Origin of the sequence: Streptomyces sp. NPDC059874, assembly GCF_042731135.1 — a bacterium.
Lineage (GTDB): Bacteria > Actinomycetota > Actinomycetes > Streptomycetales > Streptomycetaceae > Streptomyces.
The window spans coordinates 1-15053 of the sequence record NZ_JBHWJY010000131.1 but is presented as its reverse complement, the minus strand read 5'-3'; the positions used below and the strand labels follow the sequence as shown (position 1 = coordinate 15053).

14 protein-coding genes and 1 riboswitch are annotated in these 15053 nt (G+C 72.2%); of the genes, 10 read left to right on the top strand and 4 right to left on the bottom strand.

What is annotated here, in order from left to right:
• Positions 1 to 44 precede the first annotated feature (44 nt).
• Positions 45 to 638 (bottom strand): hypothetical protein, encoded by a 594-nt coding sequence (locus tag ACFV9H_RS39590; RefSeq protein ID WP_385408532.1) that lies wholly within the window; start codon positions 636 to 638, stop codon positions 45 to 47.
• Between the two features lie 915 nt (positions 639 to 1553).
• Here ACFV9H_RS39590 and ACFV9H_RS39585 point away from each other — a divergent pair.
• From ACFV9H_RS39585 to ACFV9H_RS39560, 6 genes are all read left to right on the top strand, one after another.
• Positions 1554 to 2414: a bifunctional methylenetetrahydrofolate dehydrogenase/methenyltetrahydrofolate cyclohydrolase gene (locus tag ACFV9H_RS39585; protein WP_385408530.1), complete on the top strand. Its 861-nt coding sequence runs from the start codon at positions 1554 to 1556 to the stop codon at positions 2412 to 2414.
• On the top strand, positions 2404 to 2835 hold the full coding sequence (locus tag ACFV9H_RS39580; protein ID WP_385408528.1) for a DUF3017 domain-containing protein: 432 nt from the start codon (positions 2404 to 2406) through the stop codon (positions 2833 to 2835). Before ACFV9H_RS39585 ends, ACFV9H_RS39580 begins: the two co-directional genes overlap by 11 nt.
• A 245-nt stretch (positions 2836 to 3080) precedes the next feature.
• Positions 3081 to 4070, top strand: a complete 990-nt coding sequence (locus ACFV9H_RS39575) for a malate dehydrogenase (RefSeq protein ID WP_385408526.1) — start codon at positions 3081 to 3083, stop codon at positions 4068 to 4070.
• A 137-nt stretch (positions 4071 to 4207) separates the two neighbouring features.
• Entirely contained in the window at positions 4208 to 6019 is a 1812-nt protein-coding gene (locus tag ACFV9H_RS39570) for a hypothetical protein (protein WP_385408524.1), read from the top strand.
• Positions 6009 to 6383: a hypothetical protein gene (locus ACFV9H_RS39565; protein ID WP_385408522.1), complete on the top strand. Its 375-nt coding sequence runs from the start codon at positions 6009 to 6011 to the stop codon at positions 6381 to 6383. The genes ACFV9H_RS39570 and ACFV9H_RS39565 overlap by 11 nt, the downstream gene beginning before the upstream one ends.
• A gap of 294 nt (positions 6384 to 6677) precedes the next feature.
• On the top strand, positions 6678 to 7439 hold the full coding sequence (locus ACFV9H_RS39560) for a hypothetical protein (protein WP_385408520.1): 762 nt from the start codon (positions 6678 to 6680) through the stop codon (positions 7437 to 7439).
• Between the two features lie 21 nt (positions 7440 to 7460).
• On the opposite strand, the gene ACFV9H_RS39555 is transcribed toward ACFV9H_RS39560, so the two are convergent.
• Positions 7461 to 7952, bottom strand: a complete 492-nt coding sequence (locus tag ACFV9H_RS39555; protein WP_385408518.1) for a carboxymuconolactone decarboxylase family protein — start codon at positions 7950 to 7952, stop codon at positions 7461 to 7463.
• A 46-nt stretch (positions 7953 to 7998) separates the two neighbouring features.
• On the opposite strand from ACFV9H_RS39555, the gene ACFV9H_RS39550 reads away from it, so the two are divergent.
• Positions 7999 to 9444, top strand: a complete 1446-nt coding sequence (locus tag ACFV9H_RS39550) for a PLP-dependent aminotransferase family protein (protein WP_385408516.1) — start codon at positions 7999 to 8001, stop codon at positions 9442 to 9444.
• Positions 9445 to 9718: 274 nt separating this feature from the next.
• Here ACFV9H_RS39550 and ACFV9H_RS39545 read toward each other — a convergent pair whose 3' ends face one another.
• Complete coding sequence (locus ACFV9H_RS39545; protein ID WP_385408534.1) at positions 9719 to 10552, bottom strand: hypothetical protein; 834 nt, start codon at positions 10550 to 10552, stop codon at positions 9719 to 9721.
• Positions 10553 to 10669: 117 nt separating this feature from the next.
• Here ACFV9H_RS39545 and ACFV9H_RS39540 point away from each other — a divergent pair, with 117 nt between their 5' ends.
• Together ACFV9H_RS39540 and ACFV9H_RS39535 are read left to right on the top strand one after the other, a co-directional pair.
• A complete protein-coding gene (locus tag ACFV9H_RS39540) occupies positions 10670 to 10972 on the top strand; it encodes a hypothetical protein (RefSeq protein WP_385408514.1) in 303 nt (100 codons plus the stop codon).
• Between the two features lie 7 nt (positions 10973 to 10979).
• Positions 10980 to 12173 carry a glutathionylspermidine synthase family protein gene (locus ACFV9H_RS39535; protein ID WP_385408512.1) on the top strand — a complete coding sequence of 398 codons (1194 nt, stop codon included), beginning with the start codon at positions 10980 to 10982 and terminating at the stop codon, positions 12171 to 12173.
• Here ACFV9H_RS39535 and rocD read toward each other — a convergent pair whose 3' ends face one another.
• Entirely contained in the window at positions 12174 to 13379 is a 1206-nt protein-coding gene (gene rocD, locus ACFV9H_RS39530) for an ornithine--oxo-acid transaminase (protein ID WP_385408510.1), read from the bottom strand. It lies immediately after the preceding gene.
• Positions 13380 to 13488: 109 nt separating this feature from the next.
• Positions 13489 to 13579, top strand: a riboswitch (ZMP/ZTP riboswitch).
• A gap of 35 nt (positions 13580 to 13614) precedes the next feature.
• On the opposite strand from rocD, the gene glyA reads away from it, so the two are divergent.
• Positions 13615 to 14886, top strand: coding sequence for a serine hydroxymethyltransferase (glyA, locus tag ACFV9H_RS39525; RefSeq protein ID WP_385408508.1), 1272 nt, complete (start codon positions 13615 to 13617; stop codon positions 14884 to 14886).
• Positions 14887 to 15053 lie beyond the last annotated feature (167 nt).

Sequence of the window (15053 nt, the reverse complement as noted above, 5' to 3'; positions counted from 1 at the left end):
GACCCGCACTGCGGGTCGCGGCCTTCGCCGTACAGCCGATGCGCTCAGTAGCGCGGGCGGTTGAACCAGGCGCCGCCACTGATCGCCCCGGCGAGGATGAGGCCGAAGATGGCGAGGCCGACGATGGCACCGGGAACGGCACCCGGCGTGCCGTTGGACGCGTTGGCGAAGTTGCCGAGGCTGCCCAGGAGCATCAGCGACGCGTAGACGATCGTCGTGATGCGGACGCCGCTGCCGCCCTTGGCGAACTTGACCCCGAGGACGATGGCCCAGGCGGCGAGGGCGAAGACCAGGATGCCCAACCCGGCGAGAACGCCGGCCCCGAAGTCGGCGGCGCTGGAGTCGGTGGCGCCGGAGACCGCTGCCGCGCCGGCGAGCACGAAGAAGCCGATGATGATCTGGATGCCGGCCACGATGAACAGCAACACACGCGCGGTCTTCAGCAGACCCGGCATCTCCATCGGCGCGCCCGGGTAGCCACCGGGGCCGGCCGGGTAGCCCATGGGCGCCTGCTGCTGCGGGTAGGCGTAGCCGCCCTGCGGCGGGATGCCCTGCGGGGCCTGCTGCGGGTAGCCGTAGCCGGGCTGGCCCTGCGGGGGCTGCTGTCCGTACGGGTTGTTCGGGTCGCCGAAGCTCATTTGGGGTGTTCCTCCGTGGAAGTGCGGGGACGCACGGCACGCGCGGAGGAAGCTTGATCTTGCGGTCCGCCCCCCGGCACTGCCCGCGGCACTCTTTTGCCCTGCATCGTCGTCCGACCGACCTGGCCTTGTCCAGTTGGTTCGCGCGGGGTGGGGTAATCGTTGTGCAAGTGCATTGACTTCATTCCCTCCCCATGGAGAAGGGAGTCCCACTCTCACGAGTGGAGTTTCCTGCTTCACCACGGACCGCCCCGACCGAGAGGACAACCCTCTCCGAGGTCTTGCACCCGTTCCACAGGCAGCGACCGCCAGCCCGGCGTCCATTCACGGACGTTCAGGGGCCCGATTTTTGCTGCCCTTCTCCTTCCGCGACAACGCCCGCTGGGCGCGTCCAACGGCTCTGCCGGCTTCGCCGGCGTCAGACAGCCGTCCATGTACCGGAACGCGCCGCGCGTGTACTCCGCCGAGGCCCGTGACCTGCGCTTCGACTTGAAACGGGGGTAATTCGACCGCTTCCCCCAGAAGCCCGCGAAACCTGCCCGCAGGTGTCGCAGCGCCTGCTGGAGCGGGACCGAGGACACCTCGGCCAGGTAGCTGAGTTCTGCGGTCCGCTTCCACGCCGTGAGCATCGGGGACGTCTGCCCGTAGCCCACCCGTTCCCGAGGGACCAACCAAGCCTCGCTCCGGGCGGCGACGGCCAGGTCGTGAACCTTCCGCACACAGCCGAAGTCCGCGAGAGCTTGGCCGCCTCACGTCCGTCGGATGGAAGTGATATCCGAACCCAACCGCAGGCGAGAATGTCACGCAGCGTGCGGCACCAACGGCTCGGCGTCCCAGACTGCGTTTCCTTCCCGGTCAGGGACCTGAGCGGCCCGTGACTGGAACCGGGGCCACTCCATCCGGGAGGATGGGTGCATGACCGCCCAGATTCTCGATGGCAAGGCCACCGCCGCCGCGATCAAGTCCGAACTGACCGCCCGCGTGGCGGCCCTGAAGGCCCGGGGCATCACCCCCGGCCTCGGCACCCTGCTGGTCGGTGACGATCCGGGCAGCCGCTGGTACGTCAACGGCAAGCACAAGGACTGCGCCGAGGTCGGCATCGCCTCCATCCAGCGCGAACTGCCCGCGACGGCCTCCCAGGAGGACATCGAGGCTGTCGTCCGGGAACTCAACGCCAACCCGGAGTGCACGGGATACATCGTGCAACTCCCGCTCCCCAAGGGCATCGACACCAACCGGGTCCTGGAGCTGATGGATCCGCTCAAGGACGCCGACGGACTGCACCCCATGTCGCTCGGCCGGCTGGTGCTCAACGAGCCGGGGCCGCTGCCCTGCACCCCGTACGGGATCGTCGAACTGCTGCGCCACCACGACGTCGAGATCAACGGCGCCCACGTCGTCGTCCTCGGCCGCGGGATCACCGTCGGACGTTCCATCGGGCTGCTGCTGACCCGTAAGTCCGAGAACGCCACCGTGACGCTCTGCCACACCGGTACGCGCGACCTGTCCGGGCTGCTGCGCCAGGCCGACATCGTCGTCGCGGCGGCCGGTGTCCCGCACCTGGTCAAGCCGGAGGACGTGAAGCCGGGCGCGGCCGTGCTCGACGTGGGCGTCAGCCGCGACGAGAACGGCAAGATCGTCGGCGACGTGCACCCGGGCGTCGCCGAGGTGGCGGCCTGGATCTCCCCGAACCCGGGCGGTGTCGGCCCCATGACCCGGGCCCAGCTGCTGGTCAATGTCGTCGAGGCGGCGGAACGGAGCACCAGTGCAGACTGAATCCGGAGCGGAAGAGGCGGCCCTGGCGCGGCCGCCCGGCTCCCGCCGCTTCCCGTCCGTCACCCGGGACACCGCCCGCCCCGAGGGCAGCGGCCGTGCCGTGCCCGGCGCCGTGTCCGCGCCCGCCCGCCAGTGGCCGATGCTCAGCGTGCTCACCGCGACCGCCGTCGGGCTGCTGGCCACGGCGTTCGGGCATCCGCGGTTCGGCACCCTGGTGATCGGCGTGGCCCTGATCGCGGCCTCCGTGCTGCGGCGCCTGCTGCCCTCGGTGGGGATGCTCGCGGTGCGCTCCCGCTTCACGGACATGGTCACGTACGGGCTGCTGGGCGTGGCGATCACGTTGCTCGCGCTGGTGATAGAGCCCAAACCGTGGCTGGAGATCCCCTTCCTGGAGGACGCGGTCCGCTTCACCGTGCGTTGAGATCACCGAAGGAGGACGCCCTGTGATAGCCCGAAAGGGTCGAAACGCAGGGCGGAAACCCCCTTCGCGCCTTCGAACCCCCCGGTTCGTGTGCCATGCATTACAGGGACCGGGGGATCGGGGCGCTCCAAGGTCGGATAGCCTGACGGGCGGATGTCTCTTCACATCAAGATTCACTGGGGAGCGGCGTCCTCCAGCACATGGGGCGGGACGCCCCAACCGCCAGCTGTCTAACGGAGAAGGCCATGACCCGCACTCCCGTGAATGTCACCGTCACCGGCGCCGCCGGCCAGATCGGCTACGCGCTGCTCTTCCGCATCGCGTCCGGCCACCTGCTCGGCGCGGACGTGCCGGTCAAGCTCCGCCTCCTGGAGATCCCCCAGGGGATGAAGGCCGCCGAGGGCACCGCCATGGAGCTCGACGACTGCGCCTTCCCGCTGCTCGCCGGCATCGACATCTTCGACGACCCGAACAAGGGCTTCGAGGGCGCCAACGTCGCGCTGCTCGTGGGCGCCCGCCCGCGCACCAAGGGCATGGAGCGCGGTGACCTGCTCTCCGCCAACGGTGGCATCTTCAAGCCGCAGGGCGCCGCGATCAACGCGCACGCCGCGGACGACATCAAGGTCCTGGTCGTGGGCAACCCGGCCAACACCAACGCGCTCATCGCGCAGGCCGCCGCCCCGGACGTACCGCGCGAGCGCTTCACCGCGATGACCCGCCTGGACCACAACCGCGCGATCTCGCAGCTGGCCGCCAAGACCGGCGCCTCCGTCTCCGACATCAAGCGCCTCACCATCTGGGGCAACCACTCGGCGACGCAGTACCCGGACATCTTCCACGCGGAGATCGCCGGCAAGAACGCCGCCGAGGTCGTCAACGACGAGCAGTGGCTCGCCGACGACTTCATCCCGACCGTCGCCAAGCGCGGCGCCGCGATCATCGAGGCCCGTGGCGCGTCCTCGGCCGCCTCGGCCGCCAACGCCGCGATCGACCACGTGCACACCTGGGTCAACGGCACCGCCGCGGGCGACTGGACCTCGATGGGTATCCCGTCGGACGGCTCCTACGGCGTCCCGGAGGGCATCATCTCCTCCTTCCCCGTCACCACCAAGGACGGCAAGTACGAGATCGTCCAGGGCCTGGACATCAACGAGTTCTCCCGTGCGCGCATCGACGCGTCCGTGGCGGAGCTCGTCGAGGAGCGCGACGCGGTGCGCGAGCTCGGCCTGATCTGACTCACCCGCACTGATCAGGGAGTTCACCTGATCGCCTGATCAGTACGAACGCCCTTGCGCCCCGGCCAAACCAGGCCGGGGCGCTTTGGCGTGAAGTGGCCTGTTGGGCTGCTGTAGGGGGAAAATAAGGTCGGCCGGTGACCGACCATCTGATTCCCCCTCAGTCCGGCGGCGGGGACCCGGCGGACCCGCGCAACGGCCGCCCGCCCGTCCAACCCGCCGTCAGCGAGGCCGGCCGCCTGCTGTGCGCGGGGACGTACCTCGACCCGACGTACCGCGACCGGGTGATCGACGAGCTGTACGTGCACGAGGAGCGGATCGCCGCCCCGTCCTACGGCTTCGACGCCACCCGGGTCCTGGCCCACGCCCTCCGGGCCCGCCGCATCGAGCTCGCCTGGGCCGGAGGGATAATCGGCGCCTGGTTCGTGGGGTCCCTGCTGACCGGCGGGATCCTCGGAGTGCTGCTCGTCCCCTTCCTGATGCTGAGCTTCGCCAACTGGCTCCGGGCCCGGAGCAACCCCCTGGTGCGCTTCCTGTCGGTGCTGCTGCGCGTCTACGTGTGGGTGATGCTGACCCTCATGGTCATCGGCGTGCTGCTGGCCCTGACCGACGATTCCGGCGACTCCGGCGGCATCGGGGACATCAGCCGGCTCGTCCTCTTCGGCCTGCTGTCCGACGACGGTTCGAGCGGTTACGGCTACGACGGCTACAGCGGGTCGAGCGGCTATCCCGGCTACAGCGGCTCCGACGACGACTCCTCGGCCCTCGCCCTGTGGCTGATCCCGGCCGTGTTCGCGGGCATCGTCACCCTGGTCGCGCTCCAGCGCGGGCAGGCCGCCCGCATCGTCGCCAACGAGCTCTCCCCGAGCCGGTACCCCGACCGGGCCGGCGATCCCGCGGAGACCTCGCAGGCGACGCAGAGCGCCCGCTTCTCCCGGATCCGCGGCCGCATCGAACGAGAACAGCACGCGCCGCTGATCATGTACGACATCAACGGCCCGTTCACCGGGGCGGGGGACCCGATCCGGCCATGGCAGCTGTCCGTCGAGCTGCGCCCCCGGGAAGACCTCGGCGCCGACCGCAAGCCGGAGCCGGTCACCAACGCGCACATCGTGCAGCGCATCGCGCCGCTGCTGTACGCCCTGCGCGTCCCGTCCCCGCACGGCTCACCGCAGGCGCAGGCCGACGTGCTGGACCGGCTGCGCGAGCTGGTCATCGACGAGTGCGTGTTCCTGCCCGCCGCCGGGCTCCCGCACCGGGACCGGGCTCCGGTGGCGCCGGAGCAGTTCCCCGAGCACCGCTTCGGGGCCATCGAGGAGGGCGGCGAGCGGCGCCGGCACTTCCTGCGGATCCGCGTCGGCGGCTGGGACGAGAACCTTGTCGTCACCGTGTTCGTACGGGTCCACACCCAGGGCGGCATGCTGATGCTGGAGGTGGCCCCGCACGTGCTGCTCCCCGTACGGACCACCTTCCAGAACGCCGACGCCGCCGCGGTGCGCCTGCTGAACAACACCTGGTTCGGCAGGGCCGTCGCGGCGCTCGCCGCGACCCCCGGCTCGTTCGGGAGGTCCCTTGCCACGCTGGGTCGGGGCATCGCCAGCTGGTGGCGGATCGCCACCGGCGGGCACGGCGGAGCCCGTCCGGAGGGGCCGGGGCTGTCGGTGCGGGAGATCGCGGCGGCGGAGGGCGGCTCTCTGTTCCACCTCATGGACGCGGAGCGGTATCTGAAAACCATTCAGGACCGGGTGGTCGGCGGGGTTACCCTCGCGCTGCACGAAGCCGGCTGGCACACCGAGGAGTTCGCGCAGCGGGCGATCCAGGTCTTCGACGGCGGCGTCGTCATCCAGGGCGGGGTGCGCGACAGCGCCTTCAGCATCGGCGGCACGGGCCACCACAACAGCACCGCCGGGGGCGGTAAGGGAAGCAAGGGGAGCAGCGGTGGGAAGTAACGGCGAGGAGCGCTCGGTCCGGATCGGCGACGTCACCGGCAGCGCCTTCAGCATCGGCGGCAGCAACATCACCAACACCGTCGGGCAGGGCGGTGCGGCCGAGGAGCAGCCGCCGGGCGCGGCGGAACTGCTGGAGGCCGTACGCGAACTGCGCGCCGAGCTGGTGCGCCTGCCCCGCAGCACCGGGCGCGGGGAGCTCGACGTGGAACTGGAGGATGTGGCCGCGGAGCTGGAGGAGGCCGAGGAGATCCGGCCGGGGCTGCCCGGGCGGCTGCGCGGGGCGCTGGAACGGTGGGCTCCGCTGGTGGAGTCGGTGAGCGCGGCCACCGCACTGGCCGGGATGCTCGCCTCGCTGGGAGGCTGACCGGTGCCCTCGGCTGACGACGCCTGGTGGAACCCCCGGACGCAGCGCTGGGAGTGGGGCCCCCAGCCATCCCCACCGGAGCCCCCGTCCCAGCCGCCCCAGCCGGCACACCTGCCGACGCAGGGCCGGCCCGAGCAGTCGGGGCAGCCCGGCCGGCCTGAGCGCCCGGGTCAGCCCGGTCAGCCCGGTCCGGCGGAACAGCCGGGTCGGAAGGAACAGCCCGGGCAGCCCGCGCAGTCGGAGTGGACCGCGGCGGCGACCGGGCAGTCCGGGCGGCCGGAGTGGGTTTCGGGGGTGGCGGAGCCGCCCCCGGCGTTGCCCGAGTACGAGCCCTGGGGGCCGCAGCAGCCGCCCGGCGGCCCCAGCGGCCCCGGGGGTACGCCGGCGCAGCAGTGGCGCGGCCCGCTGCTGGTGGGACTGGTCGCCGCGGTGGTCGGCGGAGCCTCCGTGGCGGCGTGGATGCTGCTCGGCGCCGAGGACGACCGCGCCACCACGACGCACCCGCCCCTCCCGTCGTCCCGCACCGCCTCCGCGAGCGCGTCCCCGAACTCGGGCCCGAGCAGCCCCACGAGCACGAGTACGGGCGCGAGCCCGAGCCCCTCGGGGAGCGGCGCGGGCCCGGGCTACACCGTGGTGCGCGACGACGCCGGGTTCTCGGTCGCCGTTCCCACCGGTTGGGAGCCCAGCACCAACGAGCAGGGCAACGGCTCGTTCTACCGCCGCCCCGGGGACCGCAGGGCCCTGTTGCAGATCTTCCGGGTCACGGAGGAGGCCTCCACCGGTTCCTGCGAGCTGCTGCGGATGTCCTCGGACCGCCTGAACACGGGGACCCCCGGGTATCGAGAGGTCTCGCTCGAATCGGTGGCCGGCACCGCCTGCGAGCTGGTGTACGAGTACGACAGCGCGGAGTCCCACGGCCGCCGTCGGGGCATCGAGCGGATCATCACCGCCTCGGACGGCAAGCGCTGGGCGCTGCTGGCGGCCGGCCCGGCCGCCGACGGCACCACCACGCGCGCGAACCTGGCGGCGGCCCTGGATTCCTTCCGGCCCGGCTGACCGGCACCCGCCGCCGCAGGCTCAGACCTTGTACGCGCCCGGGGTGTAGTGGCCCGGGACCAGGCGGGTGGTGACGCCGATGCGGTTCCAGACGTTGATCGTCGCGATGACGGCGATCAGCTGGGCCAGCTCGCGCTCCTCGAAGTGCTTGGCGGCCTTCTCGTAGACCTCGTCCGGAACGAAGCCGTCCGTGAGGACGGTGACGGCCTCGGTGAGCTCGATCGCGGCGAGTTCCTTCTCGGTGTAGAAGTGCCGCGATTCCTCCCAGGCGGGCAGGAGCACGATGCGCTCGACGCTCTCGCCGGCCGCGATGGCGTCCTTGGTGTGCATGTCGATGCAGAAGGCGCAGTGGTTGATCTGCGAGGCGCGGATCTTGACGAGTTCGACCAGGGCCGGGTCGAGGCCCTTCTTGGCGGAGAGCTCCAGGGCCAGGACGGCCTTGTAGACCTCGGGAGCGACCTTGGCCATCTGCATGCGGGGGGTGTGCTCGTGTGCGTTCTGCGTAGCTGTCATGTGTCCACACTAGGAGGCAGGCGGCCCAGGACTATGGTCCATGTTCATGACGGATTCCTGGGCCACTTTCGGGGCCGACCTGCATCTGGACCTCTCCACCGGGCGCGGCCTGCGGGCCGGGCTCACCGAGGCGCTGCGCGAGGCCGCGCGCAGCGGGCGGCTGGCGGCCGGGACGCGGCTGCCGTCCTCCCGGTCGCTCGCCGTCGACCTGGGCATCGCGCGCAACACGGTCGCGGAGGCGTACGCCGAACTCGTCGCCGAGGGCTGGCTGACGGCCCGGCAGGGCTCCGGGACCAGGGTCGCCGAACGGGCGCGGCCGCGCCGGAGCGGTGGCGTGGCGGGTGCCGGGGGCGCGGCTGCGGTTGTCGGCGTGCGGCGTCCCGCCCGCGGCAAGCCCTCGTACAGTCTCCAGCCCGGCTCCCCGGACCTGGGCGGCTTCCCGCGCGCGGCCTGGCTCACTGCGGCCCGGCGGGCGCTGACCAACGCGCCGAACGAGGCCTTCGGTTACGCGGTCGACGCGCGCGGCCGGATCGAACTGCGGGAAGCCCTCGCCGGGTACCTGGCGAGGGCGCGCGGGGTGTACGCGGACCCGGAGCGGATCGTGCTGTGCGCCGGGTTCGTGCACGGGCTGACGCTGCTGGCGGGGGTGTTGCGGGCACGCCGGGTGCGGGAGGTGGCGGTGGAGGGGTACGGGCTGGACATCCACCGGGACCTGCTGGTGAAGGCGGGCCTGCGGACGCGCCCGCTGGGGGTCGACGGGGACGGGGCCCGTACGCGTGAACTGGGCGCGGGGGCCGCCGGGGTGGGCGCCGGCGTGGGCGCGGTGCTGCTGACTCCCGCGCACCAGTTCCCGACGGGCGTCGCGCTGACCCCGGCCCGGCGGGCGGCCGCGGTGGACTGGGCCCGCACCACGGGTGGGCTGATCCTGGAGGACGACTACGACGGGGAGTTCCGCTACGACCGCCAGCCGGTGGGGGCCCTGCAGGGGCTCGACCCGGACCGGGTGGTGTACCTGGGCACCGCCAGTAAATCCCTCGCGCCGGGGCTGCGGATGGGGTGGATGGTGGTCCCGCCCGGGCTGGTCGAGGAAGTGCTGGCCGTCAAGGGCCTCATCGACTGGACCTCCAGCGCGCTGGAGCAGCTCACACTGGCGGAGTTCATCACGTCCGGGGCGTACGACCGCCACGTGCGCGGCATGCGGCTGCGGTACCGGCGGCGCCGGGACGAGCTGGTCGCGGCGGTGGCCGGCCGGGTCGGCGTGTCGGGGATCGCGGCGGGGCTGCACGCGGTGCTGGACCTCCCGGAGGGCATGACGGAACGCTCGGTGATCCAGTCGGCGGCCTGGCAGGACCTCACCCTGGACGGCCTGTCCCGCCACCGCCACCCCGAGGCCGACCTCCCGCCGCGCGCGGCGGTGGTCGTCGGCTACGGAACCCCGTCGGACAGCGCGTGGGCGCCGACGCTGGCCGCCTTGTCCGCGGTGCTGCCGTAGCCCGTCCGCGACGCCGCTGCCGGGGCTCCGCCCCGGACCCCGCGCCTCAAACGCCGGCGGGGCTGGATTTGGCTGATACCGGCCCGCGCGTGCGCGCAGCCCAACTCGCGCCCAAAGGGCTGGGGGCCGCGCAGCGGCACCTCCAGCCCCGCCGGCGTTTGAGGCGCGGGGTCTGGGGCGGAGCCCCACGCGGCGGGGCCGCACATGCAGCGCAGCGGGAAGGAGCGGCGTGGGGGAAGGCTCCGCGCGGCGGTGGCGGGTGGTGTCCCCGGGGCTACGCCGGGGACGGGTCCGGTTCCGGCGGCTCCCCGAAGCGGGCCAGCGCAAGCGCGCCGGCCAGGGCCACGGCGAAGCCGGCCACCGCGAGCCAGGTCAGGCCTTCACGGGTGCGGTCGCCGAGCCAGGCCACGCCCACCACCGCCGGGCCGATCGTCTCGCCGAGGACCATGCCGGCCGTCGCCGCCGTCACGGAGCCCCGTTGCAGCGCCGAGGTGAGCAGGAGGAACGCCGCACCGCCGCCCAACAGGAGTGCGTACAGCGCCGGGTTGGTCAACTCGCTCGGGGAGACGGAGTCGATGAGGCGCACCGCCACCTCCACCACCCCGAAGCCGGTTCCCGAGGCCAGTCCCAGGACGAGGGCCCGCGGCCCGTCCGGGAGCCGCCCGGCCGCCGCGCCCACCAGCAGCACCAGCACCGCCACCCCCAGCAGTCCCAGCTTGAGGGCCAGGGACCCTTCCCCGGAGCCCTCCTCCCCGGAGGCGAGCCCCAGCATCAGCAGCCCCGCGCACACCACCCCCACCGCGCCCCACTCCGTCCGCGACAGCCGCACCCGCAGCAGCCGCGAGGCGACCACCGCCGTCACGGCGAGGCTCGCCGCGAGCGCGGCGCCCACCGCGTAGATCGGGATGTGCCGCAGGGCGATGATCTGGAGCACGAACCCGGCCCCGTCCAGGCCGAGGCCGACCATGTACCGCCACTGGCGTGCCGCCCGCAGCAGCAGCGCCGGGTCCACCCCGGAGCCCGTCCCGGGCTCCGCGGCCCGGGCCGCCATCGCCTGCAGAACGGACGCCGTACCGAAGCAGACCGCCGCACCGAGTGCGCAAATCATCCCAATGAGCACGAACTGACTCTAGGTCACAGATCTCACGACGGCCGGATTCCGTCCCCCGCTGCCGCCGCTCTACTCTGTCCCGCAGTACGCCGGGTCCCAGGGGGAGCAGCAGACATGGACAGCAGCAACACCAACCAGCGCCGCATGCGCTCCGGCGCGGTCGCCCTCGGCGGCATGGGCCTGCTCGCGGCCACCCTCGTGGCGTGCGGCAGCAGCGACGAACCGGACAAGCGCTGCGCGTCCCGCGCCACCCTGGAGCACCTGAACAACAAGGAGTGCAAGAGCGGCGGCCGCGGCTCGTACTACTACGGCGGGTACGTCACTGCGGGCAAGGTCAGTGGCGGGAGCTTCGACAAGTCCGCCGTCACCCGCGGCGGCATCGGCGGACACAGCAGCTCCGGCTCCAGCGGCGGCTGAGCAAGACATGGAGCGGCACACCATCGAGCCCCGCCCCGGCTGGCAGAAGACGGTCGAGGAGCAGGGGCTGATCTACCCCCTCACCCGCTACCCCGACGACTCCCTGCGCCCCTACTGGGACGAGAGCGCGTACTACTCCTTCACCCTTCCCGAGGTGGAGGCCCTGGAGAACGTCGTCGAGGAACTGCACGCCATGTGCCTGGCCGCGGCCGCGCACATCGTGGAGAAGGAGCGTTTCGCGGACCTGGGGATCACCGACCCGCGCCTCGCCTCGCTCGTCGCCGAGTCCTGGCGGCGCCGCGCCGAACAGCCGTCCCTGTACGGCCGTTTCGACCTGCGCTACGACGGCACCGGCCCGGCCAAGATGCTGGAGTACAACGCCGACACCCCCACGTCGCTGGTGGAGGCGGCGAGCCCGCAGTGGTTCTGGATGGAGGAGCGCTTCCCCGGCGCCGACCAGTGGAACTCCCTCCACGAGCGCCTCGTCGACGCCTGGCGCCGACAGGCCGAGCTGCTGCCGTCCGGCCCGCTGCACTTCGCGCACTCCGAGACCGACGAGCTCGGCGAGGACCTGATGACGGTCGCCTACCTCCAGGAGACCGCCGAGCAGGCCGGCATCGACACCCACGCCCTGTCCGTCGAGCAGATCGGCTGGGACAGCCTGTCCGGCCGGTTCGTGGACGACAAGCTCCGCTTCATCCGCGGCTGCTTCAAGCTCTACCCGTGGGAGTGGCTGGCCACCGACGAGTTCGGCCCGATGGTCCTCGGCACGTACGACCTCGGCGGCGGCAGCGGCACCACCTGCTGGATCGAGCCGTTGTGGAAGATGCTGCTCTCCAACAAGGCGCTGCTCGCGATCCTCTGGGAGCTCTTCCCGGAGCACCCCAACCTGCTGCCCGCCTATCTCGACGGCCCGCGCGAGCTCGCCGACACCACCGGTTACGTCGCGAAGCCGCTGCTGGGCCGCGAAGGCGCCGGCGTCACCCTCCACGAAGCGGGCGGGGCCGGGGAGCCGTTCGTGGCGGAGGAGGGCGAGCGGTACTGCTTCCAGGGCCTGGCCCCGCTGCCGGACTTCGACGGCAACCGGGTGGTGCTCGGCGCGTGGGTCGTCGAGGACGAGGCGGCGGGGCTCGGCATCCGGGAATCGGCGGGGCCGGTCACGGACGAGTACGCCCGCTTCCTACCTCACGTCATCCTCTAGTCAGGCGGAGAGGACGGACCTGAGCTGGTCCAGGCCCCAGTCCAGGTCCTCCTTGCTGATCACCAGCGGCGGGGCGATGCGGATCGTCGAGCCGTGGGTGTCCTTCACCAGCACGCCCAGCTCCATCAGCTTCTCGGAGATGTCCCGGCCCGTCCCGAGCGACGGGTCGATGTCGACGCCCGCCCACAGTCCGCGCCCGCGTACGGCGGTCACCGAGCCCGCGCCGACCAGCAGGTTCAGCTCCCGGTGCAGATGGTCGCCCAGCTCGGCGGCGCGCTGCTGGTACTCGCCGGTGCGCAGCATCGCGATCACCTCCAGGGCGACGGCGCAAGCGAGCGGGTTCCCGCCGAAGGTGGACCCGTGTTCGCCGGGCTTGAACACCCCGAGCACGTCCCGGTCGGCGACCACCGCCGACACCGGGACCACGCCGCCGCCGAGCGCCTTGCCGAGGACGTAGACGTCCGGGACGACCCCCTCGTGCTCGCACGCGAAGGTCTTGCCGGTGCGGCCGAGGCCCGACTGGATCTCGTCCGCCATGAAGAGGACGTTCCGCTCGCGCGTGAGCTCCCGTACGCCCCGCAGGTATCCGGCGGGCGGCACCAGTACCCCCGCCTCGCCCTGGATCGGCTCCAGCAGCACGGCGACGGTGTTCTCGGTGACGGCGTGGGCGAGGGCGGTGAGGTCCCCGTACGGGACGATCTCGAAGCCCGGGGTGTACGGGCCGAAGTGGTCGCGGGCGTCGTGGTCCGTGGAGAAGGAGACGATGGTGGTGGTCCGGCCGTGGAAGTTGTCGGCGGCGACCACGATCTTGGCGTGCCCGTCCGGGACGCCCTTGACCTCGTAGCCCCACTTGCGGGCCGTCTTCACGGCCGTCTCCACGGCCTCCGCGCCCGTGTTCATGGGCAGCACCATGTCCTTGCCGCACAGCGCGGCGAGTTCCGTGCAGAAGGCGGCGAACTGGTCGTGGTGGAAGGCGCGCGAGGTGAGCGTGACCCGCTCCAGCTGCGCGTGGGCGGCGTCGAGCAGCCGGCGGTGGCCGTGCCCGAAGTTGAGCGCCGAATAGCCGGCGAGCATGTCGAGGTAGCGGCGGCCCTCCACGTCGGTCATCCACGCGCCTTCCGCGGAGGCGACGACGACGGGCAGCGGGTGGTAGTTGTGCGCGCTGTGCGCGTCGGCGGAACGGATGGCATCAGCAGTTGTCGACACGGGGTCTCCGATCGTCCGTCAGGCCTGTGACGAGGGTGGCGTCACTTTCCATCCTCGCTCGTATACCGGACGGAGAAACCTTTCTTGTGGCGCGCCCGCTAAGGTGGGTTGTACGCACGGCGACTGGCGTACGGAGAACCAACTCCGGGGGAGTCGTGCGCGCAGGACCGCATACAGGGCCGCTCGCCTGGGCCTCGCGGGGACGAGACACGAAATCGACCCCGGAGGAGCCGCCATGAGCGCGAACCACCGTCATCCCGCCCTTCTCGCGACCGACCCCGAGCTGGCGTCCTTCGTCGCGGCGGAGGAGACCCTGCAGGCCGAGACGCTGCGGCTGATCCCCAGCGAGAACTACGTCTCGGCGGCCGTCCTCGAAGCCTCCGGCACCGTGCTGCAGAACAAGTACAGCGAGGGCTACCCGGGCCGCCGCTACTACGAGGGCCAGCAGAACATCGACCGCGTCGAGGCGCTGGCCGTCGAGCGGGCGAAGGGCCTGTTCGGGGTGGACCACGCGAACGTGCAGCCGTACTCCGGTTCCCCGGCGAACCTGGCCGTGTACCTGGCCTTCGCGAAGCCCGGCGACACGGTGATGGGCATGGCCCTGCCGATGGGCGGGCACCTGACGCACGGCTGGGGCGTCTCGGCGACGGGCTCGTGGTTCCGCGGCGTGCAGTACGGGGTGCGCGCGGACGACGGCCTGATCGACTACGACGCGGTGCGCGAGCTGGCGCTGGCCGAGCGCCCGAAGATCATCTTCTGTGGCGGTACCGCCCTGCCGCGCACGATCGACTTCGCGGCCTTCGCGTCGATCGCCGAGGAGGCGGGCTCGATCCTCGTCGCGGACGTCGCACACATCGCGGGCCTGATCGCGGGCGGCGCGCACCCGTCCCCGGCGGGGCACGTGGACGTGATCTCCACGACCACGCACAAGACCCTGCGGGGTCCGCGCGGCGCGATGCTGATGTGCCGGGAGGAGCACGCGAAGGCCATCGACAAGGCGGTCTTCCCGGGGCTGCAGGGAGGTCCCCACAACCAGACCACGGCCGGCATCGCGGTCGCCCTCCACGAGGCGGCGCAGCCGTCCTTCACGGCGTACGCCCACGCGGTCGTCGCCAACGCGAAGGCGCTGGCCGCGGCCCTGCTGGAACGCGGCTTCGACCTGGTCTCGGGCGGCACGGACAACCACCTGATCCTGATGGACCTCACCTCGCGGGACGTGCCGGGCAAGGTGGCGGCCAAGGCCCTGGACCGGGCGGGGATCGTCGTGAACTACAACACGGTCCCCTTCGACACGCGCAAGCCGTTCGACCCGTCGGGCATCCGGATCGGTACGCCGTCGCTGACGTCGCGGGGGCTCGGGGTCGAGCACATGCCGGTGGTCGCGGACTGGATCTCCCGGGCCGTGTCGGCCGCCGCCAAGGCCGACGAGGCCGAGCTCGGGGTGATCCGGGCCGAGGTCGCGGACCTGATGGCCGCCTTCCCGGCCCCGGGCCTCCCCCTGTCCTGACCCCGCGGCCCGGCCTCCTGGGCTCTGCCCAGACCCGCGCCTCAAACGCCGGCGAGGCTGGTTGGTGCGGCGCCGCTGCCGGGGGCTCTGCCCCCGGACCCCCGCGCCTCAAACGCCGGCGGGGCTGAATGGTGCGGCGCCGGTGCCGGGAGGCTCTGCCCCCGGAC

Excerpts from the sequence above, each read along its gene's own strand:
- ACFV9H_RS39545 (WP_385408534.1), bottom strand. The coding sequence starts at position 10,552 with ATGATTTGCGCACTCGGTGCGGCGGTCTGCTTCGGTACGGCGTCCGTT.
- ACFV9H_RS39585 (WP_385408530.1), top strand. The coding sequence starts at position 1,554 with ATGACCGCCCAGATTCTCGATGGCAAGGCCACCGCCGCCGCGATCAAG.
- ACFV9H_RS39550 (WP_385408516.1), top strand. The coding sequence starts at position 7,999 with ATGACGGATTCCTGGGCCACTTTCGGGGCCGACCTGCATCTGGACCTC.
- ACFV9H_RS39575 (WP_385408526.1), top strand. The coding sequence starts at position 3,081 with ATGACCCGCACTCCCGTGAATGTCACCGTCACCGGCGCCGCCGGCCAG.
- ACFV9H_RS39590 (WP_385408532.1), bottom strand. The coding sequence starts at position 638 with ATGAGCTTCGGCGACCCGAACAACCCGTACGGACAGCAGCCCCCGCAG.
- ACFV9H_RS39540 (WP_385408514.1), top strand. The coding sequence starts at position 10,670 with ATGGACAGCAGCAACACCAACCAGCGCCGCATGCGCTCCGGCGCGGTC.
- ACFV9H_RS39535 (WP_385408512.1), top strand. The coding sequence starts at position 10,980 with ATGGAGCGGCACACCATCGAGCCCCGCCCCGGCTGGCAGAAGACGGTC.
- glyA (WP_385408508.1), top strand. The coding sequence starts at position 13,615 with ATGAGCGCGAACCACCGTCATCCCGCCCTTCTCGCGACCGACCCCGAG.
- ACFV9H_RS39555 (WP_385408518.1), bottom strand. The coding sequence starts at position 7,952 with ATGACAGCTACGCAGAACGCACACGAGCACACCCCCCGCATGCAGATG.